Source organism: Selenomonas sp. AE3005, assembly GCF_000686945.1.
GTDB lineage: Bacteria > Bacillota > Negativicutes > Selenomonadales > Selenomonadaceae > Selenomonas_A.
The window spans coordinates 29,903-50,738 of record NZ_KK366040.1 but is presented as its reverse complement, the minus strand read 5'-3'; the positions used below and the strand labels follow the sequence as shown (position 1 = coordinate 50,738).

The 20,836-nt window shown below is 46.8% G+C and carries 21 protein-coding genes, 1 tRNA gene and 1 other annotated feature; of the genes, 19 read left to right on the top strand and 3 right to left on the bottom strand.

The genetic code is table 11. The features are described 5' to 3' along the window. Positions 1 to 6: 6 nt before the first annotated feature. The 8 genes from DL94_RS0111945 to DL94_RS14860 all read left to right on the top strand — a co-directional run bounded on the left by DL94_RS0111945 (position 7) and on the right by DL94_RS14860 (position 6,497). Positions 7 to 1,218, top strand: a complete 1,212-nt coding sequence (locus DL94_RS0111945; RefSeq protein WP_028130347.1) for a DUF3084 domain-containing protein — start codon at positions 7 to 9, stop codon at positions 1,216 to 1,218. After that, the gene (locus DL94_RS0111940; RefSeq protein ID WP_028130346.1) at positions 1,215 to 1,625 is read left to right on the top strand and encodes a RuvC family protein; all 411 of its coding nucleotides are present in this window, start codon (positions 1,215 to 1,217) and stop codon (positions 1,623 to 1,625) included. The genes DL94_RS0111945 and DL94_RS0111940 overlap by 4 nt, the downstream gene beginning before the upstream one ends. Continuing rightward, positions 1,612 to 2,082, top strand: coding sequence for a deoxycytidylate deaminase (locus DL94_RS0111935; protein WP_028130345.1), 471 nt, complete (start codon positions 1,612 to 1,614; stop codon positions 2,080 to 2,082). The genes DL94_RS0111940 and DL94_RS0111935 overlap by 14 nt, the downstream gene beginning before the upstream one ends. A 101-nt stretch (positions 2,083 to 2,183) precedes the next feature. Further along, positions 2,184 to 3,236 carry an MraY family glycosyltransferase gene (locus DL94_RS0111930; protein ID WP_028130344.1) on the top strand — a complete coding sequence of 351 codons (1,053 nt, stop codon included), beginning with the start codon at positions 2,184 to 2,186 and terminating at the stop codon, positions 3,234 to 3,236. A 97-nt stretch (positions 3,237 to 3,333) separates the two neighbouring features. Further along, positions 3,334 to 4,497 carry a non-hydrolyzing UDP-N-acetylglucosamine 2-epimerase gene (wecB, locus tag DL94_RS0111925; RefSeq protein ID WP_028130343.1) on the top strand — a complete coding sequence of 388 codons (1,164 nt, stop codon included), beginning with the start codon at positions 3,334 to 3,336 and terminating at the stop codon, positions 4,495 to 4,497. Between the two features lie 48 nt (positions 4,498 to 4,545). Next, the gene (locus DL94_RS0111920; RefSeq protein WP_028130342.1) at positions 4,546 to 4,776 is read left to right on the top strand and encodes an AtpZ/AtpI family protein; all 231 of its coding nucleotides are present in this window, start codon (positions 4,546 to 4,548) and stop codon (positions 4,774 to 4,776) included. 433 nt (positions 4,777 to 5,209) lie between these two features. Beyond that, complete coding sequence (locus DL94_RS0111915) at positions 5,210 to 6,169, top strand: Rpn family recombination-promoting nuclease/putative transposase (RefSeq protein ID WP_028130341.1); 960 nt, start codon at positions 5,210 to 5,212, stop codon at positions 6,167 to 6,169. Positions 6,170 to 6,209: 40 nt separating this feature from the next. Next, positions 6,210 to 6,497, top strand: a complete 288-nt coding sequence (locus DL94_RS14860) for a hypothetical protein (protein WP_051586445.1) — start codon at positions 6,210 to 6,212, stop codon at positions 6,495 to 6,497. A gap of 21 nt (positions 6,498 to 6,518) precedes the next feature. On the opposite strand, the gene DL94_RS16180 is transcribed toward DL94_RS14860, so the two are convergent. Both DL94_RS16180 and DL94_RS0111900 read right to left on the bottom strand, forming a co-directional pair. Next, positions 6,519 to 6,698: a hypothetical protein gene (locus tag DL94_RS16180; protein WP_156031861.1), complete on the bottom strand. Its 180-nt coding sequence runs from the start codon at positions 6,696 to 6,698 to the stop codon at positions 6,519 to 6,521. 160 nt (positions 6,699 to 6,858) lie between these two features. Next, positions 6,859 to 6,932, bottom strand: a tRNA-Gly gene (locus DL94_RS0111900). A 105-nt stretch (positions 6,933 to 7,037) separates the two neighbouring features. On the opposite strand from DL94_RS0111900, the gene DL94_RS0111895 reads away from it, so the two are divergent. From DL94_RS0111895 to DL94_RS0111880, 4 genes are all read left to right on the top strand, one after another. Then, positions 7,038 to 8,330: an SPFH domain-containing protein gene (locus tag DL94_RS0111895; RefSeq protein WP_028130339.1), complete on the top strand. Its 1,293-nt coding sequence runs from the start codon at positions 7,038 to 7,040 to the stop codon at positions 8,328 to 8,330. A gap of 40 nt (positions 8,331 to 8,370) precedes the next feature. Then, on the top strand, positions 8,371 to 9,477 hold the full coding sequence (locus DL94_RS0111890) for a TFIIB-type zinc ribbon-containing protein (protein ID WP_028130338.1): 1,107 nt from the start codon (positions 8,371 to 8,373) through the stop codon (positions 9,475 to 9,477). Between the two features lie 13 nt (positions 9,478 to 9,490). Beyond that, positions 9,491 to 10,252, top strand: coding sequence for a TPM domain-containing protein (locus tag DL94_RS0111885; RefSeq protein WP_028130337.1), 762 nt, complete (start codon positions 9,491 to 9,493; stop codon positions 10,250 to 10,252). 76 nt (positions 10,253 to 10,328) lie between these two features. Continuing rightward, positions 10,329 to 10,578 (top strand) — a binding site (T-box leader). 55 nt (positions 10,579 to 10,633) lie between these two features. Next, on the top strand, positions 10,634 to 11,974 hold the full coding sequence (locus tag DL94_RS0111880; protein WP_028130336.1) for an MFS transporter: 1,341 nt from the start codon (positions 10,634 to 10,636) through the stop codon (positions 11,972 to 11,974). A gap of 46 nt (positions 11,975 to 12,020) precedes the next feature. Here DL94_RS0111880 and DL94_RS15435 read toward each other — a convergent pair whose 3' ends face one another. After that, entirely contained in the window at positions 12,021 to 12,404 is a 384-nt protein-coding gene (locus DL94_RS15435) for a helix-turn-helix transcriptional regulator (RefSeq protein ID WP_051586444.1), read from the bottom strand. 190 nt (positions 12,405 to 12,594) lie between these two features. Here DL94_RS15435 and DL94_RS0111870 point away from each other — a divergent pair, with 190 nt between their 5' ends. The 7 genes from DL94_RS0111870 to DL94_RS0111840 all read left to right on the top strand — a co-directional run bounded on the left by DL94_RS0111870 (position 12,595) and on the right by DL94_RS0111840 (position 20,696). After that, positions 12,595 to 14,430 carry a polysaccharide biosynthesis protein gene (locus tag DL94_RS0111870; protein WP_156031858.1) on the top strand — a complete coding sequence of 612 codons (1,836 nt, stop codon included), beginning with the start codon at positions 12,595 to 12,597 and terminating at the stop codon, positions 14,428 to 14,430. 86 nt (positions 14,431 to 14,516) lie between these two features. After that, positions 14,517 to 15,728: a DegT/DnrJ/EryC1/StrS family aminotransferase gene (locus DL94_RS0111865; RefSeq protein WP_028130334.1), complete on the top strand. Its 1,212-nt coding sequence runs from the start codon at positions 14,517 to 14,519 to the stop codon at positions 15,726 to 15,728. A gap of 18 nt (positions 15,729 to 15,746) precedes the next feature. Beyond that, a complete protein-coding gene (locus DL94_RS0111860; protein ID WP_028130333.1) occupies positions 15,747 to 16,445 on the top strand; it encodes a sugar transferase in 699 nt (232 codons plus the stop codon). Further along, complete coding sequence (locus tag DL94_RS0111855) at positions 16,435 to 17,262, top strand: glycosyltransferase (protein WP_028130332.1); 828 nt, start codon at positions 16,435 to 16,437, stop codon at positions 17,260 to 17,262. The genes DL94_RS0111860 and DL94_RS0111855 overlap by 11 nt, the downstream gene beginning before the upstream one ends. 5 nt (positions 17,263 to 17,267) lie before the next feature. After that, a complete protein-coding gene (locus tag DL94_RS0111850) occupies positions 17,268 to 18,311 on the top strand; it encodes a glycosyltransferase family 2 protein (protein ID WP_028130331.1) in 1,044 nt (347 codons plus the stop codon). A 1-nt stretch (position 18,312) separates the two neighbouring features. Then, the gene (locus DL94_RS0111845; RefSeq protein WP_028130330.1) at positions 18,313 to 19,443 is read left to right on the top strand and encodes a glycosyltransferase; all 1,131 of its coding nucleotides are present in this window, start codon (positions 18,313 to 18,315) and stop codon (positions 19,441 to 19,443) included. Further along, positions 19,440 to 20,696 (top strand): hypothetical protein, encoded by a 1,257-nt coding sequence (locus DL94_RS0111840; RefSeq protein ID WP_028130329.1) that lies wholly within the window; start codon positions 19,440 to 19,442, stop codon positions 20,694 to 20,696. Before DL94_RS0111845 ends, DL94_RS0111840 begins: the two co-directional genes overlap by 4 nt. Positions 20,697 to 20,836 lie beyond the last annotated feature (140 nt).

Sequence of the window (20,836 nt, the reverse complement as noted above, 5' to 3'; positions counted from 1 at the left end):
TGCCGGATGTCTGGAGTCCTTTTGATTACCGTGCTGGTAATTACTGGCGGCGCGATTGCCTTTATTGGTGACCGATTGGGCACTAAAATCGGCAAGAAACGCCTGTCTATTTTCGGCCTGCGGCCGCGGCACACGTCAATAATAATTACAATTTTTACGGGCATTGTCATTACCACGCTGACCTTTGGGGTCATGGCAGCGGTTTCTGACAATGTACGTACCGCCCTCTTTGGGATGGAAAAACTGAATAGAACCATGCAGGAGACCAAGGACAGCCTGCTCGTGGCCCAGTCGGCGCTGGCTACGGCCAAGTCTGAACAGGAGGCCACGGATACCGCGCTGCGCCAGTCCAAAGATGAAGTGTCCAAGCTCAGCGCCCAGCAAAAGGAGCTGGAGGCAGAGTCTGCAAGGCTGCAAGCCGGCAATGAGGCACTGCAGGCTGGGAATGAGGCCTTACAGGCTGCTAATAACGAGCTGACAGGTCAAAATGCCAGCCTCAGTGACAGCAATAAGGAACTGACCGCGGCTAACAGCACCTTGGAGCAGGATAATAAAAAGCTGGAAAAACGCGCCGAACAGCTGCGTGACGGCCTGATTACCATGAGAGAAGGCGATATTGCCTTCCGCGCTGGCGAGGTTATCGCCAGCGGGGTGATTCAGGGCAACCGCAGTCCGGCGGAAGTGGCCGCTGATTTGGATTCCCTGGCGGCTTTGGCTAACCGCAACGTGTCTGCCCGGGAAGGACAGGACCGTTCTGACCAGGAAATCTGGGTATATCAGCCGGAACGGGATGCGGCGGTGGAGACAATCGCCAAGAGCAAGCAGGATATCATCGTGCGCATGACGGCGGCCAGCAATATTGTCCGGGGCGAGGAGGTCCGCACAATATTGGAGCTCTATCCCAATAGTGTCATCTATCGTGATAAGGAATTCATCATTGCCCGTCCGTACAATATAATGAGCGGTTCGGACAGTGAGGCCGAGGAAACGGTGATGAACTTCCTGAAGGACGTCAATTTTGCGGCGGTCAACCGCGGTATCCTGCAGGATCCCTTGCAGGGAACTGTCGGCGTGATGGAAGGTGCCCAGTTCTACGAAATCGTTGCGCAGCTGCGCGGACAGCGCGGCCCCATGATTCTGTCGGCGTATGCTAATGGCAACACTGACGCACTGGGACCGTTAAGACTTAAAATAAATGTGGAGAAAGGCGCACCATGAGTATTGCAGCCTTAGACCCCGGCCGGGACAAGTGCGGCTTTGCCGTTCTGGACGAGGACGGCAAGGTTTTGTCCCAGAGGGTTATCGAAACGCATAATTTAATAGCAGAAATAACTACGGCTAAAGCAACATACGGCTTTAGCCGTCTCATTATGGGCAACGGCACCACCAGCAAGGAGGCCCGGCAGCGGCTGAGCGAAGTGCCGGCCCTGGAGATTCTTATCCGTGATGAATACCGGACTACGGAAATGGCCAAGGGCGAGTATTGGAAAGCCAATCCCCCCAAGGGCTGGCGGCGTTTGCTGCCGGTTACCATGCAGGTGCCGCCGGTGCCGGTAGATGATTTTGTGGCGGTGATTTTAGGCCGCCGTTACTTAAAGGAGAGCAGCGAACATGGAGCAGAATAGCAAGGTACAAAAGCGTCCGGAATGGACGGAGTATTTTCTGGATATTGCCCGGGCAGTGGGACGGCGGGCCACCTGCCTGCGCCGCCGTTACGGTGCCATCATTGTCAAGGACCACATCATCATCAGTACCGGTTACAATGGTGCGCCCCGGGGCGAGGCCAACTGTATTGATACGGGCATTTGCGAACGGGAACGCCTGCATGTACCCAAGGGACAGAACTATGAACTCTGTGTGGCCGTTCATGCCGAACAGAACGCCATCATCAATGCCGACCCGGCTGCGATGGAAGGTGCAACTATTTATATTGTAGGGATAAACGCTGATGGCACCCTGGCCTCCGGCAAGCCCTGCCTGCTGTGCCGCCGTATGCTCCGCAATGCGAAACTGGCGCAGGTGATTTACTACGAAACGGATGGCTCGATTGTCAGCTGCCGACCAGATGAAATTCACGATTAAAAGCTGTCTTTCAGTTTATTTTCATTGACACTATGAGTGGCCTGCGCTAAAATAGGCTTGTTACGTGTTTATGATTTTTGAGAAAAAGAGGTGCTACTTGTATGCCAGAATATATGTTGGCGTTTGTCATTGCTGCTGGTGTGGCTTTGCTCATTACGCCCGGTGTGATTTTCCTGGCGGCCAAGACAGGGGCATTGGACGCTCCTGATGCGAGAAAAGTACATAAAAAACCCATTCCCCGTATTGGCGGACTGGGCATTTATGCGGCCTTTATGGTGGCTATTTTAGGAATTCTGCAAGTCATTGAAGTGGAGCCGGAGGTGCTCTTTGAAGTTACCGGCCTGCTGGTAGGCGGTTCCTTTATCGTTCTGGTAGGCATTATCGACGATTACAAGAACCTGCCGGCCAAGGTGAAACTGGTGGGCCAGATTCTGGCAGCAGCGGTATTGGTCATTGCCTTTGATGTGCGTATTGACTTTATTACCGACCCGTTTGGCGATTTCTTCTATACGGAATGGCTGGCTATTCCCTTGACGATTTTCTGGATTGTGGGCCTGACCAATACGGTAAATCTTATTGATGGCCTGGACGGACTGGCAGCTGGTGTGGCTACCATTGCCTCCGTGACGATCTTCCTGGTGGCTCTGCAACAGAACATCATGCTGGTAGCTGTACTCACAGCTGCTTTGGCTGGTGCTGCCTGCGGTTTCCTGTACTACAATTTCAACCCGGCACGCATTTTTATGGGTGACTCCGGCAGTATGTTCCTGGGCTATATGCTGGCCGGCATTTCCGTTATCGGTGCCGTAAAATGCGCAGCTACCATTGCCCTGATTGTGCCCATTCTGGCACTGGGCCTGCCGATTCTTGATACGACCTTTGCCATTGTGCGCCGTTATCGTGGTGGTGTGCCTATTTTCAAACCGGATAAAGGTCATTTACATCATCGCCTGATGGACTTAGGTTTCAGCCAGCGTCAGGCTGTGCTCCTGATGTATGTTATCAGTGCGCTGCTGGGCCTTAGCGCGGTGGCTCTTACGGAAGTCAGCTATCAGTTTGCAATTCTCATCGTATGTGTAGTTATAGCGGCCGTGCTCTTTGGAGCCAAGAAAATCGGTATTTTTCGGATGAATGATTCTGCGCATCAGCATTGATGCTGCTTACGACAGAACCCACAAGGCAGGCGCAGACCTGCCTTTTTTATGAGGCCATAGTGCGAATTATGGTCTGGTTATAGAGAGGGGACTAGTAATGGAACAAAAGAAAATCAAGGTTATGACGGTGTTTGGTACCCGTCCGGAGGCCATTAAAATGGCGCCTATCGTGCTGGAGCTGCAAAAGCACCCCGACAAGATTGTGCCCATTGTGGCGGTTACGGCACAGCATCGCGAAATGCTGGACCAGGTACTGGGACTGTTTAATATCACGCCGGATTACGACCTTGATATCATGGCGCAGGGACAAACCCTCTTTGATATTACGACCAAGGCTATGATGGGCCTGGATAAGGTGCTGGAACAGGAAAAGCCGGACATCGTGCTGGTACATGGTGATACCACGACCACCTTTGCCGGTGCTCTGGCTGCTTACTACCATCAGACGACAGTCGGCCATGTAGAGGCCGGCCTGCGCACGCACAATAAATATTCGCCGTTCCCCGAGGAAATGAACCGTAAGCTGACGGGCTGCATTGCTGATTTGAACTTTGCGCCCACGGAAACCTCGGAAAGCAATCTGCTGGCAGAAAATGTAAAGGACGACAGCATTTTTGTAACGGGCAATACGGTTATTGACGCCCTGCACCATACCGTACGTGAAGATTTCCAGTTCGCGGATGATATGCTGCGGAACATCGACTTTGAAAATAAGCGCATTATATTGGTAACTACCCATCGCCGGGAAAATCTGGGCGAGCCCATGCGCCATGTCTACAAGGCTTTGCGCCGTCTGACGGAAGACTTTGACGACGTGGAAGTTGTTTTCCCCGTGCACAAAAACCCGAAAGTCCGGGAAGTGGTTAAGGAAGAACTGGGCGATTTGCAGAAAGTTCACCTTATCGACCCCTTGGATTATGAACCTTTTGCCAACCTCATGCACAAGGCACATTTGATTCTGACGGACTCCGGCGGTGTGCAGGAAGAGGCTCCGGCGCTGGGTAAGCCTGTCCTGGTACTGCGTGATACCACCGAACGCCCCGAGGCCGTGGCTGCCGGTACGGTGAAGTTAATCGGTACGGACAGCGAACGCGTCTACAGCGAGGCTAAAACTCTGCTTACGGATAAGGAAGAATACAGCCGTATGGCTGAATCCGTCAACCCCTATGGTGACGGCAAAGCCTCCGCACGTATCATTCAGGCAATTCTCTATCATTATGGACTGGCAGACAGCCGTCCTGATGTATTCAGCGGTAAATAAATAAAAGCCTTCCCTGAGGGGAAGGCTTTTTTACAAGGGAGAACTATCATGCAGAAAAAAACAGAAAGCGGGCTGAAACAGGCAGTCAAGGCCTTCTCAATTCTCGGCGGTGTTGGCATATACCTCGTGGTGTTTGTAGGTATCTGCGGCTATATTGGCAGCCTGCTGGGGGATTATCTCCAGCTGGGCAAAGCCGGCATAATCGGCGGTATTATACTAGGCTTTCCTGCGGCTTTTTATACATTGTACAGGCAATTAAAGCATAATGAACTTATTTGAATACAAATACCAAAAAACCTCTGCTTATGCAGAGGTTTAATTTTTCTTATGGAGCGGGCAATGGGAGTCGAACCCACCTCTAAAGCTTGGGAAGTCTAGGCTCATTATCCGCCCATCAAATGCGATAAATTCATTATAGGCCGTCAGCCCTTTATTTTCAAGGGGTGGCGGCATTTTTATCTTGCGATGCAGAAATTGATATTTGCAGATATTTGCAGTTATTTGCGGTCGTTTGAGGCTCGATAAGGTGCAAATAAGGTGTAAAACGCGAATAGTGAAGACTATCGCCTGTAGAGTGAAGGCTCAATAAAACAAGATTACAGAATGGAAAATACAATTTGATGAAATCGATTAGGGGCGAAAAAGCATAGACACTTTTACGCAGACTGCTGTATAATTGAGATATACCAAATAGGAAATGAGGTGCTGGCAATTGGGAGATAAAGATTCTATAACCAAGCAATACATGAAACAACCGGAGCGTTTTGCAGACCTTTTCAATGGATTCTGCTTCGGAGGCGAGGAAAAGCTTCATCCGGATGAGCTTAAAGATATGGATACAGCCAGCATTGTCCTCCCCTATGGAGAAGACGGAGCACCACTGCCTAAGCAGAAGGCCAGAGATGTACTGAAATTGGCACTAAAGACTGATGGAAAGGCAGCGTATTGTATTTTAGGCGTGGAGAATCAATCAAAGATTCATACGGCTATGCCCGTCCGGAATATGTTATACGACGCCATGACATTGGCTGAGCAGGTGGCTGCGGCGGCTAACTCGCATAAGGAGGCACATAACAGGGGAAAAGATAGTGCAGAATATTTGTCGGGCTTTCACCGTGAAGATAAGCTGCTGCCTGTTATCACCTTGGTGATATATTGGGGAGCTGATGAGTGGGAGGCGCCTGTTACCCTGCGAGAAATGTATCCGGAGGGGCTGGACGAGAGAATTTTGCATTACGCAAACGAATATAAGGTGAATTTGATTTCACCGGCGCAGATGACGGATGAACAACTGGATGTTTTTCGGTCAGATCTAAAGGCCGTATTGAAGTTCATCAAGCATTCCAGGGATAAGCAAGAACTGGCAAATTTGGTAAATAATAATCAGGATTACAAATCATTAGATCGTTTAGCGGCACAGACAATAAGTGTTTGTTCTGGACAAAATTTCAACTTTCCCATTGGAGAGGAGCGGATTGATGTGTGCAAGGCAATAGATGATATGGTAACGGATGCTCGTAATGAAGGAATAAATCTGGGGCGTGAAGCTGGCCGTGAAGAAGGACGCGATGAAACTATCAAAAAAATGTTATCACTTGGATTGGTGACAGTAGAAGCGGTTAAACAGGCTACCGGAATGACAGATGCACAAATTAAGTCATTGCAACAATAAGTGTTTTGCCTGCATTTCCTTTAAAATGGAGGAACTAGCCATGAATGAGGTTTCTATTCAGACTGCATTGGATGCCACGGCAATATTTATGCAAAATAGCGATGAACGATTAAAATATCTGAACCGTGAAATGGCAATCATGGATTACGAATCTGACAAGGCCGCTTGGATTGATGAGGGGCGCAAGGAAGGCCGAGAAAAAGGTCGAGAAGAAGGCCGGGAAGAAGGCCGGGAAGAAGGCCGGGATGAAATGATAAAGCTATTGCTTTCATTAGGAAAAATAACGGCTGAGGATGTTAAAGAGATTAAGGCAAAGCAAGAAAGGTAATGTTGACCTAAATGGTCTTGTCTAAGCTAAAGAAGCATAAGTCTCCTGAGGCCATCGCAGATGCTTTGGAGATTTCCAAGGATAAGGGATTGGATATTGCCAGACAGAACGGATTTGCAATATGATGATTAGCTCATGGTTGGGAGAGATTTGCTCTCGGCCATGAGCTTTTTTATAACGCCGTTGTTCCAGTTTTGCCATAGGCAAAACTTCCTCTTGGCGTTTCAACGAGGCGGGAGATATGCTCGCCGCCTGTTTTGGTATTCGTGCCCCCACCTGCTGAGGTGGGGGACATTTTCTTGCCTCGTTATAATCATAGCATCAAAAAAGGAGTTGCTATAGCAACTCCTGTAATCTCTTATGGAGCGGGCAATGGGAGTCGAACCCACCTCTAAAGCTTGGGAAGCTTTCATTCTACCGATGAACTATGCCCGCAAGAACTCTTTTAGTATAGCATTTTTATTATACCATTGCAAGGGGGAATTTGGGGGAGTGATGGCGAAGTAAACACCAAATATTTTGAAACAGGAGGTAAAGATTATGGGACTTTTACAAGCAGGTATGGGAGCCGTAGGCGGCGTCTTGGGGGATCAGTGGAAGGAATATATCTATTGTGACAGCCTGCCGCCGAATGTGCTTATGGCCAAGGGACACCGCAAGACGGGCAAGGGCAGCTCCAACAATGGCGACGACAACATCATCTCGCAGGGCTCGCGGGTTGCTGTCAACAACGGCCAGTGTCTCATCATTGTGGAAAATGGTGAAGTGGTGGATATTTGTGCCGAACCGGGTGAATACACCTATGACCGGGAAACTGAGCCCTCGCTGTTTGCCGGTGACCTTTCGGACACCATTCCCAAGGTATTTTCGGAAATCGGCCGCCGATTCTCCTTTGGCGGCGATACGGGCCGTGACCAGCGCGTATACTATGTGAATACCAAGGAAATCTACGGCAACAAGTTCGGGACACCGTCACCTATTGCCTTTAAGGTGCGCGACGATACCCTGAACTACGAACAGACGATTCAGATTCGTTGCTTTGGTGAGTACAGTTATCGTATTACCAATCCGATTCTCTTTTACACCAATATTGCCAGCAATGTCAGTGACACCTTCTCCCGGGAAGAAATTGACAGCCAGCTGAAATCGGAACTCATGATGGCCTTGAAACCGGCCATGGCGAAAATTTCTGCCATGCGCGTGGGCTATGATGAGTTAGAGGCTCATTCCGCGGATATCGCTGACGCATTAAACGAAAACCTCAGCCAGAAATGGGGCAACCTGCGCGGTATCGAAGTCGTTTCCGTAGCCGTGGCCAGCGTCAGCCTTACTGAAGAAAGCCAGGCAGTACTGGAAAAACTTCAGAAGATGCAGGAGGCTGCTGTCCTGGGGCGCGACCCGTCCTTGATGGCTGGAATGTACGGCGCTGCACAGGCTGATGCCCTGCGTGATGCAGCCAAGAATGAAGGCGGGGCGGCGATTGGCTTTATGGGGATGAATATGGCTGCAGGTGCCAACGGCGTCAACGTGGGCGACCTAATGGCTCAGGGACAGGCGCAAAGAGCAGCCCAGGCTCAGCAGGCTGCCGTACAGCAGTCGGCAGCTGGCGGCTGGACCTGTGCTTGCGGCAAGGCCGGCAATACGGGCAAATTCTGCTCCGAATGCGGCCAGCCCAAGCCCGATGATGGCTGGACCTGCGAGTGCGGTGCGAAAAACACGGGCAAGTTCTGCTCTGAATGTGGCAAGCCCCGTCCGGCCGGTGACTGGATTTGCGACTGTGGTGCCAAGAACAGCGGCAAATTCTGTGCGGAGTGCGGCAAGCCGCGCCCGTAATCACCAGTATACTAGTATAAATGTATAAGGAGGTGGCAATATGGCCAATAATTCCGTGGCATATAAATGCCCGAATTGCAGTGCGCCACTGGATTTCAAGCCCGGCACCCAGAAGATAACCTGTGACTACTGCGGTACAGAACTGGACGCGGCTGCCATAGAAGAACTCTTTCAGGCCAAAGAGGCCATGGCGGCCGAGGCGGCGGACAAGGAAGATAAGAAATGGGACACCGCCGTGGCTGGCGGCGAGTGGACAGCAGAAGAGGCGGAGGCCTTTAAGGCGTATGTCTGCGAGTCCTGCGGGGCGCAGATTGTGGCTGATGGCAATACGATGGCGACAGAATGTTGTTACTGCGGTCATGCCGTCATGCTGCCGCACAGGTTTGAAGGTATGCTGAAACCTGATTACATCATTCCCTTCCAAAAGACCAAGGAGGACGCTAAGGCTGCGCTCAAAGCATTTTGCGAGGACAAGTGGCTCCTGCCCAGTCTCTTTAAATCCCAGAACCGTATTGAGGCCATTCAGGCAGTTTACGTGCCATTCTGGCTCTTTGACTCTGATGTAGACGCTTACGCGCACTTCCGGGCCGAAAAGGTGCATATCTACGAAACGAGTGACGAAGAAGTCACCGAAACCAGTCACTATGAGTGCCTGCGTTCCGGCAGTATGGCTTTTGAGCGTATTCCTGTGGACGGGAGTCAAAAGATGGACGATACCTATATGGAGAGTATCGAGCCCTTCGACTACAGTGAGATGGTGCCCTTTAGCAACGCCTATATGACAGGTTTCCTCGCGGATAAGTATGACGTGGACGCAGAGGCCTCCGTACCGCGGGCGGACAAACGGGTACAGCAGAGTGCCATCGATGTACTGCGTGATACCGTTGAAGGGTATGACAGTGTGTCCTGCACCGAGTCAGACGTGAGAAAACAGGACGGCGCGGTGGCCTATTGCATGGCCCCCGTTTGGATTGTCACCACACGCTATCAGGACAAGCCTTACACTTTTATGATGAATGGCCAGTCCGGCAAAGTGGTGGGCAGTCTGCCATACGACATGAAAAAAGCCGTGGCCTATGGCCTGGCGGTCTTTGCCGTCCTTCTGCCGCTTGTTTACTATCTGGCCAAATGGCTGTTAGCGGATTGAGGAGGTGGCAGTGATGAAAAAAATATTAACTGCATTGCAAGGTGCCTGCCTGCTCGTCCTGCTCCTGTGTCAGTCATTGGCCATGGCGGCAGCTCCTGTATCGGACCAGGCCGGACTTCTCTCTGACAGCCAGCGTGAGGCGCTGGCGGCCAAAATTAAGCAGGTGGAGACAGCCCATAAAGTCAAAATCGGCATTTGTACCCTGCAAAATCTGCCGCAGGGCGTTCCTGTCGGTAAATTTGCCAACAATGTTTTGGACAAGAACTATGCCGGCGGCGAAAACGGCAGCATTGTTATGGTAATAGCCATGGGCAGCCGCGACTGGTACATTTCCACCGACAACAATATGCGTGCCCGTATTACTGATGAACAAGGTATAAACGGCTTGAAAGGCCTCTTCCTGGAGGACCTGTCTGCCGGCAAGTATAGCACCAGCTTTACTGCCTTTGTCGATGGGGTGGATAAATATCTGACCTATTACGAGCAGGAGGGCAAGCCGTATGACCCGGCCGATGAGTTTAATATGCTCGCGGCTATTCTGGCAGCGGCAGTGGCTGCCGTGGGCGGCTTTGGATTTGCCTATTACCTCATCTGCGGCATGAGCAACGTCGCTCCGGCGCTGGAGGCCAGTGCCTACCTGAAAAAGGACACCGTAGATATCAGCCAGCGCCAGGACAGATACCTTTACACTACCGTGACCAGGCGTAAAAAGTCCAAGAGCAGCAGTTCTTCCTCCCGTGACAGCAGCCACGGCGGCGGTGGCGGAAAATTTTAAAACCACGTGTTGACAATGTTACACCTAAGTGTTATTATACTAACTGTGATTTGAAACACATAAATCCACGTATAAGACACAATCGATGATAGGAAAGAGTACATTTTTAGCAGATTTGCAGCGAGTCGGGTATGGTGTAAGCCGATAGTCCAGCGGAAATGGAAAATCATCCTTGAGATATGGTGCTGAACACCTTGTCAGAAAGAAAGTAAGCGTCCACGGGAGCTGCCCGTTACAGCAGCCGCGTATGTTGGTACGTAGTAGAGTGCTCTGCTGTCATGGCAGGGAAACTGGGTGGTAACACGGATAAGCAGTCCGTCCCTTTATAGGGACGGACTTTTTTATTTTATTTATATGCAATCATTTTAGGGAGGAATCATTATGGAAACTCTGGATTTGCAACGACTAAAACGCAAGCGTGACTGGCGCATCATTCTGCCGGTATTTCTGGTATCTATCATCGCCTGCATTGACCGCGTGAATGTGGCTTATGCCAAACTCACCATGACGGAGGATATGCCCTGGCTGACACCGGAAATCTTTGGCATGGGTGCCGGGATTTTCTTTATCGGCTACCTGCTGTTTGAAGTGCCGGGCTCGCTGGTAGCAGCGAAGTTTTCGGCGACGAAGTGGATTGCCCGTATCATGTTCACCTGGGGATTGGTGTGCGTGTATATGGCTTTCGTGAAAACACCGTCAGAATTCTACATGTGCCGGTTCTTGCTGGGGGCGTCAGAAGCCAGCTTGTATCCGGTCATTTACTCGGTGTTGTTTCCGCGCTGGTTTGCCGCCGGGGAGCGGGCCAGGGCGACTTCGCTCATGCTGACTTCGCTGCTCATTTCGACAATTATCGGTGCGCCGCTGGCCGGTGTGCTGCTGGAAACATCCTTGTTTGGCCTGCATGGCTGGCAGGAACTCTTTATTCTGGAGGCTTTGCCGGCGCTGCTCTTTGCCGTTTACTTCTTCTTTGCCGTGAAAGACCGTCCGGAGCAGGCCAGCTGGCTGACCGACACGGAAAAAGCCTATCTCAGTAAAGTGTATGAAGAAGAACAGGCTGCTATGCACCGTGTGAAAAAATACACCGTATGGCAGGCTTTCTGTGAACCTAAAGTATTGAAACTCTGCTTTATCTATTTCCTCTGGGTGGTTGGTTTCTGGGGCTTTAACTTCTGGATGCCGACGGTGCTCAAAGGTATGTCCGGCTGGTCAACGTCCCTGCTGGGCGGCGCAATCGCCATTCCGATGGTAGCTGCACTCGTGGTACAGGTCATCATCGGCTATACTTCTACCCGTACCGGCGATAAAGTCTGGCACGTAGCCGGCGCCCTGCTGGTAGGCGCTGTCGGCCTTGGCTGCTCACCGCTTGTCGACAGCATGGGCATGGCCCTCTTCCTTGTCTGCCTCTCCGCTATCGGCATTTATGCCGCCATGGGCGTATGGTGGACGATACCGACTACCTTCCTCACCGGCCCGGCCGCTGCCGCCTCGGTGGCCCTTATCAACTCCTGTGGCAACATCGGCGGCTGGGTAGGCCCCAACATGATGGCCTGGGTAAAGACCAATACCGGTGCCTTTGACTTAGGCTACTACATCATGGCCGCCTTCATGCTTGCAGCCGCTGCCCTGGTGCTTACTGTCAAATACCATTGGAATGGTAAAGTAAGAGAAGATATGGCCCAGTTGGACGCGGAAGAAAAAGAGGCTGTGCTGGTAACAGAATAATAACATAAAAAAAATAGGCATTTCGATTCATCGGAAATCGAAATGCCTATTTTTTTTCGTCAATTTTATCAGCAACAATGGATGGTGTTAAATCCAGTGAGTATTGCCGGCCCTTGGCATCGACAGCCATATGAGAAATATACCATTCCTGATAATTCAAGGGAAGCTGATTAAAGCTCTTAAGCAGGCGCAGGGCTTGACTGGTCAGCTTTATGCCTTGGGACTGATTTACTTCGTGACCGGTCAATTCATCAAGGGAAATACCATATATATCCGCCAAACGCATCAGCATATCGATATCAGGTGCCCGGCGTCCGGACTCGTAATTGGCGTAAGTCGAGCGGCTGACACCGAGCGTGTCGGCTACATCCTGCTGTTTAAGTTCGTGCAGCTCTCGTAAAAATTGCAGTTTGTTTTCGATATGAATCACTCCTTTGTGGGACGTACAAATCTATTATACGAGAGCCGGGCCACGTATGGCAGACTGAGTGTCATAATGTAACATATATTATTGACTAACAACAAAAAGAAACATATAATAGGAGTTGCGTAGCGCAACAATATATTTGTTGTGTGTTGTAATGAAACAAAACTTAAATCAGTGTGGCGAGGCGTAGCGTGTGAGTTATTTACAACAAATTCGAGACAAAATGAAACTTATCTTAATAGATGCAGTGATTTTAGCAGTCGTACCTATCATTGCGTTGCTCCTGCGTTATGACGGTGTAATTCCCAATGCAGAATATGCGATATTTCGTGCGTGCCTGCCTTGGATGGTGCTTATAAACCTGGGGATTTTTTATTTTTATGGTTTATATCATCGCATCTGGCACTATGCACGCATACGGGATTTGATAGCTATTATTGGTGCTGTATCCATTTCGCAGGCTGTAATTTTTATTGTAACTATGCTGGCAGAAATACCCGTGCCACGAAGTGTGCTAATACTCTCTTGGCTGCTGGGCATCGGTGCCATTGGTGTCAGCCGGTTGATGTTCAAGATAAATTTTGACATGGTAACGGAATCTAAGGGTGACAAGGATAATCTCCTGATTGTCGGTGCTGGTGATGCCGGGGCTATGCTGGTGCGAGAGCTTGAGCAGAATGCCGCCGCCACCACGAATATCATCGGCTTTGTCGATGATGATGAAAAGAAAAGAAATGGCAGACTAGCAGGTTTTCCTATTCTGGGGACGGTTAACGAACTGCCGCAGGTAGTAAAAGCCAACAAGGTTGATGAAATCGTCATCGCCATCCCTTCGGCAGATGGTGACACCATTCGCCATATAGATGGCAAATGCCGTCAGACCGGGGCGAAAGTTCGCATTATGCCTGGCATATACGAAATGGTTTCCAATGAAGTTGGCATGGGCGAAATGCGGGAAATCCGTCTTGAAGACCTGCTGCGCCGTGAGCCCATACATTTGGATTTTGCCAAGATAACCAATTACATCTCCGGCAAAACTGTGCTGATTACCGGTGCCGGAGGCAGCATCGGCTCGGAATTAGCAAGACAAATCAGCAGGGTGGGCGCTAAGGAGATTATCCTCCTGGGCCGTGGTGAAAACAGCATTTACGAAATCCATCAGGAATTAAAGCGTAAATTCCCGGAACAGGCCTATCACACGGTCATTGCCAATATTACTGACAAAGAGCGTATGGCCAAAGTTTTTAAACTGTTCCACCCCCAGGTGGTATTCCATGCCGCAGCGCATAAGCATGTACCTTTAATGGAAATTCAGCCGGACGAAGCAGTAAAAAACAACGTATTTGGCACGCAAAACGTAGCTGAACTGGCAGACGCAAACCATGCGGAAATATTCGTTTTGATTTCCACCGACAAAGCCGTAAATCCAACCAGTGTAATGGGCGCTACCAAGCGTACCGCGGAACTTGTCCTGCAGGAAATCAACCAGCGCAGCAATACCAAATTCGTCACCGTAAGATTCGGTAATGTCTTAGGCAGCCGCGGCAGTGTAGTACCTCTCTTTGAAAAGCAGATCGCCGCCGGCGGTCCCGTAACTGTCACTGACAAAGAAATGACACGTTTCTTTATGACTATCCCCGAGGCAGTGCAATTAGTTCTGCAGGCCGGCAGCCAGGCCGAAGGCGGCGAAGTATTCCTCTTTGACATGGGGAAACCTGTAAAAATCAAGGACATGGCCGAAGACCTTATAAGACTCCATGGCCTGACACCGGACAAAGACATAAAAATCGTCTACACCGGCCTGCGCCCCGGCGAAAAGCTCTACGAAGAACTTCTCACCAGCGAGGAAGGCACGACCAGTACCAAACACAAGAAAATCTTCAAGGCACAGATTCAGCCCTTGAACGAAGATGATCTGCAGCAAAGCCTGCAGACACTCAAAGATACAAACGACAAACAGCTAATCTTAAAGACGTTGAAACACATGATTCCAACCTATAAAAGCAAGCAGCTTGAAGAAGCAAAATAAAGCCTTCTCCTTGAGGAGAAGGTGGGCGCGAAGCGCTCGGATGAGGTGTAAAACCCACTGCAACAAAGAAAGAAGGCAATATAATCATGAAATCCCGTCAAATCAGTTTCTCCCCTCCCGACATCACGGAGGCTGAAATCGAAGAGGTCGCCGCAGCCCTGCGCTCCGGCTGGATTACCACCGGCCCCCGCACGAAAAAGCTGGAGGCGCAGATTGCCGAATTCTGCCATACCAGCAAAGCCGTCTGTCTGAACTCTGCGACAGCGGCCTTGGAACTCACCTTACGAGTCCTGGGCATCGGCGAAGGCGATGAAGTCATCACCAGCGCCTACACCTATACCGCTTCGGCCAGCGTAATTGACCACGTAGGTGCCAAGATTGTCCTCGTGGATACGGCGAAAGATTCCTTTGAAATGGATTACGATGCTTTGGAAAAAGCCATCACGGAAAAGACCAAGGCCATCATCCCCGTGGATTTAGGCGGCGCTCCCTGCGACTATGCCAAGCTGAAAGCCATTGTGGAGAGCAAGAAAGACTTGTTCCAGCCGAATAATGAAATCCAGAAAGCTATTGGCAGAGTGGCCATCACCGCTGATGCCGCCCATGCCTTCGGTGCCGCATACAACGGTCAGCCTATTGGTTCCGTAGCTGATTTCACCAGTTTCTCCTTCCATGCCGTAAAGAACTTCACCACGGCTGAAGGCGGTGCGGTCGTCTGGAACGACATGGATGGTGTGGATAATGAAGCGCTTTACCATCAGTACCAGCTTTTGAGCCTGCACGGCCAGTCAAAGGATGCATTGGCTAAGACCAAGCTCGGCGCCTGGGAATACGATATCAAAGGGCCATGGTACAAATGCAACATGACTGACATTATGGCGGCCATCGGCCTTGTACAGATGAAACGCTATCCGGCAATGCTCAAACGCCGCAAGGAAATCATCAACAAATATAACGAAGCCTTCCAAGGTCTAAATGTGCAGGTGTTGAACCATTATACGGACGTACACCAGAGCAGCGGGCATCTTTATATCTTGCGCTTGATGGGTAAAGACGAAACTACGAGAAATGTTTTCATCACCAAAATGGCCGAACGGGGGATAGCCACTAATGTTCACTATAAGCCTTTGCCTATGCATACGGCTTATAAAAATCTGGGATTTGACATTAAAGATTATCCCAATGCTTATGCTCAGTATCAGAATGAAATGACTTTGCCACTTCATACTAAACTGACGGATGAAGATGTGGCCTATATTATTCAGAATTTCAAAGAAATATATCAGGAAATTATGTGATTTTGAGGTGAAACATCTTTGTATCAAAAATACGGCAAACGCCTGCTGGATATTGCAGCATCAGTCATAGCCTTAATATTGTTAAGTCCGTTGATGTTATGGCTGGCCTGGAAGATAAAGAAAAATCTTGGCAGCCCGGTAATCTTTTCACAAATAAGGCCTGGCAAGAACAATAAGCTCTTTCGCCTGTATAAATTCCGTTCCATGACGGATGCCAAAGACCAAGACGGCAATCTCCTGCCGGATGACGAGCGCATGATCGATTTTGGAAGAAAACTCCGTGCTACCAGCTTGGATGAACTACCGGAGTTATGGAATATCCTAAAAGGCGATATGAGCTTGGTGGGGCCTAGACCTCAGCTGGTCCGGGATATGGTTTTCTTCACCGAAGAAGAAATGCACCGCCAGGATATAACACCGGGACTTACTGGCCTTGCCCAAATCAGTGGCAGAAACAATATCGACTGGAAAGAACGCTTTGCCTATGACCTCAAATATATTGAGAACATAAACTTGTTAGAAGACTTGCGTATTATCTGGCGGACAATATTTAAAGTCAGCAAGCAGGAAGATATTGCCACAGACGGTATGGAAACCAGCGAAGATTATGGAGACTGGCTGTTACGGCAAAAATTAGTAACGAAATCTGATTATCAACAAAAACAACAGGTAGCTAATGAGCTACTAAGGGAGTGGCAGGAAATTCATGGTGTATGAACCATACAGCGTATTGATTACCGTATACAAAAAAGATAACCCTGAATATTTCCGACAAAGTCTGTCCAGTATGCTGACTCAATCCGTTATGCCAGATGAGGTCGTGGTCGTTACTGATGGCCCCATAACGAAATATTTACAGTCGGTTATTGATGAACTTGACACTAAATATCCTCAGGTAATCAATGAAGTAAAGCTTAAAGAAAATGTTGGCTTGGGTACGGCTTTAAAAATTGGTGTAAAAAAATGTAAAAATGAATTGATAGCGCGTATGGATTCGGATGATATCTCCTTGCCCGATCGTTGTAAGTTACAGTTGGAGGCATTTGCTCAAAATCCGCATTTGGATATTGTGGGATACTCTATAAAAGAATTTTCTGGAAGTCCGGATAACATTGTAGGTGAACGCAGGGTACCTGAAACAAATGAGGCAATATACAAGTTCGCAAAACTACGTGACCCGTTTAATCATCCTACGGTGATGTTTCGTAAATCTAAGGTGTTATCGTCGGGAAATTATGGCGATTATCGAAAAAATCAAGACAGTGACCTGTGGATTAAGATGTTGAGGAATAATTCCGTATGCATGAATCTGCCAGATGATCAGTTTCGTTTTCGCTTTGATAAGGCAACATATGCTAGACGGAAAAATTGGTTGAACACGGGAAGTTTGATCGAAATTAGATATAGGGCGTGGAAAAGCGGATATAACACATTGGGGGAGTTTTTGATTATCGGCATAGGACAGTTGGCGAGACACGTATTACCCAATCTGTTTCAAAAGATGTTGTATAAATTCTTGAAAGGTAGCAAGTGATTTTAATGGATAATGTGCTTATCAACCATAGTAAAAATGGAACTATAACTGATGGTTTGCCACTAATATCGGTTATAGTTCCTGTATATAATACGGATAAGTATTTGACTAGATGTATAAAATCTCTTTTGAGACAAACATATCCTAATTTAGAGATAGTTATTATTAATGATGGATCTGAAGATAATAGTGGAGAAATTTGCAATATGTTTTCTGATAAATATACCAATATTCGTGTTTATCATCAAGAAAACAAAGGACAGGCAATTGCAAGAAATTATGGCCTAGATAAATGTCAAGGTGAATATGTTGGTTTCGTTGATAGTGATGATTATATTGCATGCGATATGTATGAATATCTATATGGATTAATAATAGATAACGCCGCTGATTGTGCTAGCATTTCTTTCACATTTACAACGAGTGATTTTCCTAAAAAAATAAAACAGAAAGAAACGATAAATGTTTGGTCAGGGCAAGAAATATTGGAGAAACATTTGTTGGAAGCTATGGCCACAGGTTCGCATAGTGTTTGTCGTTGCTTGTTTAAGAGATCGGTTTTGTCAAAGGTGAGATTTCCAAACGGAATTATAAATGAAGATATACCGTTCAAGTTTGCAGCCTTATCTAATGTGAAAAGAATGGTAAATAGTAATTTAATTAAATATTATTACTATCAAAAGGGGATGAGTACTACGAGAGGGGCGTTTAAGGAAAAAGATTTAAATCTCTTCAAAGCTACTGAATTAATGCAGAGCTTAGCTAGTCCATATAATGAGAGAATAAGGGAACTAGCGAAAGCAAAACATGAACGAGGATATTTTTCTATTTTGGCAAGGATTGCCTTTTACGGTTCGGCAGAATCAAAGGAACGGACAGAAGAAATAATCGGAATATGTCAGAGACAATTGAGAGATAACTGGCGATTCTTGTGCAGCATGCCCTTGCCGCTTAGTCGCAAGATGCTTATTTTACTTTTTGCCTGCAATTTTCAGTTGGCTGAATTGTGTATTAGACTCGCGAAGATTATTCTCGGACAAAGGAAATAAAATGAAGATTTTACAATTTGGCATGTCTGCAGAAAAAACAAAGGGTGGCATAGAGACATATTTAATCAATCAAATTCGATGCCTGCCTGCAGATGTCAGATATGATTTCATCAATAGCTCAGATGGACCCATTGCTTATGAAGAGGAAATTCTGCATCAAGGAAATGTTTATAATTTAGGTAGCAGACCCAAGAATCCTCTGAAATATTATTGGCGTATGTTGAAATTGTTTTGGCAAATAAGAAATGAAGAATATTCGGCCTTTGTCAGCAATTGTTCAGACTACTCACAAGACTTGCCATTTTTATTGGCGAAAATCATAGGTATAAAGCATAGGATTATGCACGCACATGGAAGTGGTTTTGAAAATAATATTTCTCTTTTGCGTAGATTTATGTTTGCATATAATCGTTTAATCGTTAAATTTTGTGTTACGGAGTATTGGGCTTGTAGTAAAAAAGCATCGAAATTCTTATTTGGACATGAAGATGCATTTATTGTTCATAATGGAATTGATGTATCTAAATACCGTTATAATGATGTTGTTCGTAAAAGGGTACGGTCAAAATATAGATTGAATGATGATACATTTGTTATTGGACATGTTGGCAGGTTCTCACCGGTAAAAAATCATTTATTCCTTATTGAGGTATTTGCGGCGGTGAAAAGACAACGTACAAATGCAAAATTGCTCTTGGTAGGTGATAATACAAATCTTGATGCATATGATAGTTACCTTAGAAAAATTCAAGAAAAAATAACACTGAATCATTTAGATGATGACGTAATATTTACGGGGAATATTGAAAATGTAGAAATAATGTATCAAGCCATGGATTTGTTCTTGTTACCATCGATTAGTGAAGGGTTCGGTCTTGTTGCTTTGGAAGCACAGGCTTCAGGATTGCCTTGTATAATTTCAACAGGTGTCCCACATGAAGTTGCATTGGTTGAGGAGACAACCAGGTGTGAATTAAACGATGTTGATGAATGGGTAGGTGAAATACTGTCGATATGCCATAATCAAAAGAAACGTCTGGATAATGCAGATGTGATTATATCCAGTGGATATTCGGCAAAAGATGAAACTATGCACGTGATAGACCATCTCAAGGAGTTGATTGCTCGATGAAATATATAAAATATGCAATGGTATTACTGGCTTTTGTTTATTGGTTGGTTCCCGTGTATTTGCGAGCATTTCCGGGATGGTTGAATAGTGGGATATACAATAGTATACCATTATTTTATCTTTTGTGTAATTTTAGAAGAGTTCAATGTTTATTGAATGGAATAAAAAAGAAATACTTATGGATATCTTTTTCTTTTTGGGTGGTTGCTCTAATATGGTCGCTTTGTGCCATAGTTTATAATAATACTGATGATTATAGCTATTTTATGAAAATATTTACTGCGTTTCGGTGGATGTATATTAGCATGTTTTTGTTGTTGTTAGCTGAGAATACATTGCGGAATAAAAGTATATTAGAGATATTCAGTATTTTTTATAGTGGTGCTATTGCTGTTTGTGTTTTTTTTACGGTTTTAACACTGCTTTTTCCAGATATGCGTGAGAACTATATTTTGTTGCTTAATAAAACGGATCGACCAAGTCTGTTGGAAGATGAAATGTATATAACGCGCTTTAGTGTAGGGGGCTTTGCAGGATTTAATCAAACTATATTGGCTAGTATTGCTGGAATATTATCATACTATTTAATAAGTCGAAAAATATATATTGGGTTTCCTTTGCTGCTGGTATCTTTGTTGGGAAATTTATTCTATGGCAGGATAGGTATCATTCTTTCCCTTGTAGCCATCGTTGTTTTGATGATGAAGACGTTGAAGTTCAACACAATTGCTTGGCAGGTTGGAGGAATTGTAATTGCGTTCTTTTTTTTATATGTGGTTTTAGGTTTTTTTGATAATCCGATGTTTGATGCTTGGAAATTATGGCTTATGCAACCAATAGAAGGATTTATCCAAGGATTACAATATGGTCAGATTACATTTGGCTCCAGTGGCGATAAATTAGTGTATGGTATGTATTTTATGCCAGATGATAGTACTATTTTGTTAGGGGATGGCAGGTATGAGAATGTTGATGGCAGCTATTATATGAATACAGATGCTGGCTATATGAGGATAATTCTTTACTTTGGCGTGATAGGTGCATTTTTGATATATGGATCTTATCTAGCTTTAACCGCATTTGCCTTACACAATTTACGTGGAAATAAGGTCTGCCGCTATTTGATTATGGCATTGGTTATATGCTTTTTTGTAGCAGAATATAAAGGGGATGCATATCCAATTTTTTTTGGAATTGTTATGGTTTTAGGATTATGTGGTAATGGTAGGGAGGTGTCAGTTTGCCGAAGATAAACATTAAATACTTGGCAGTAAGTATTGATGATGTATAAGGTGTTTCACATGTTGAACTATACATATTGGCGGAATGTTGAGATGGATGCAACAAGGTATGTCATGGATAAGTTTTATCTAAATAAAAGTACCGTCGTATA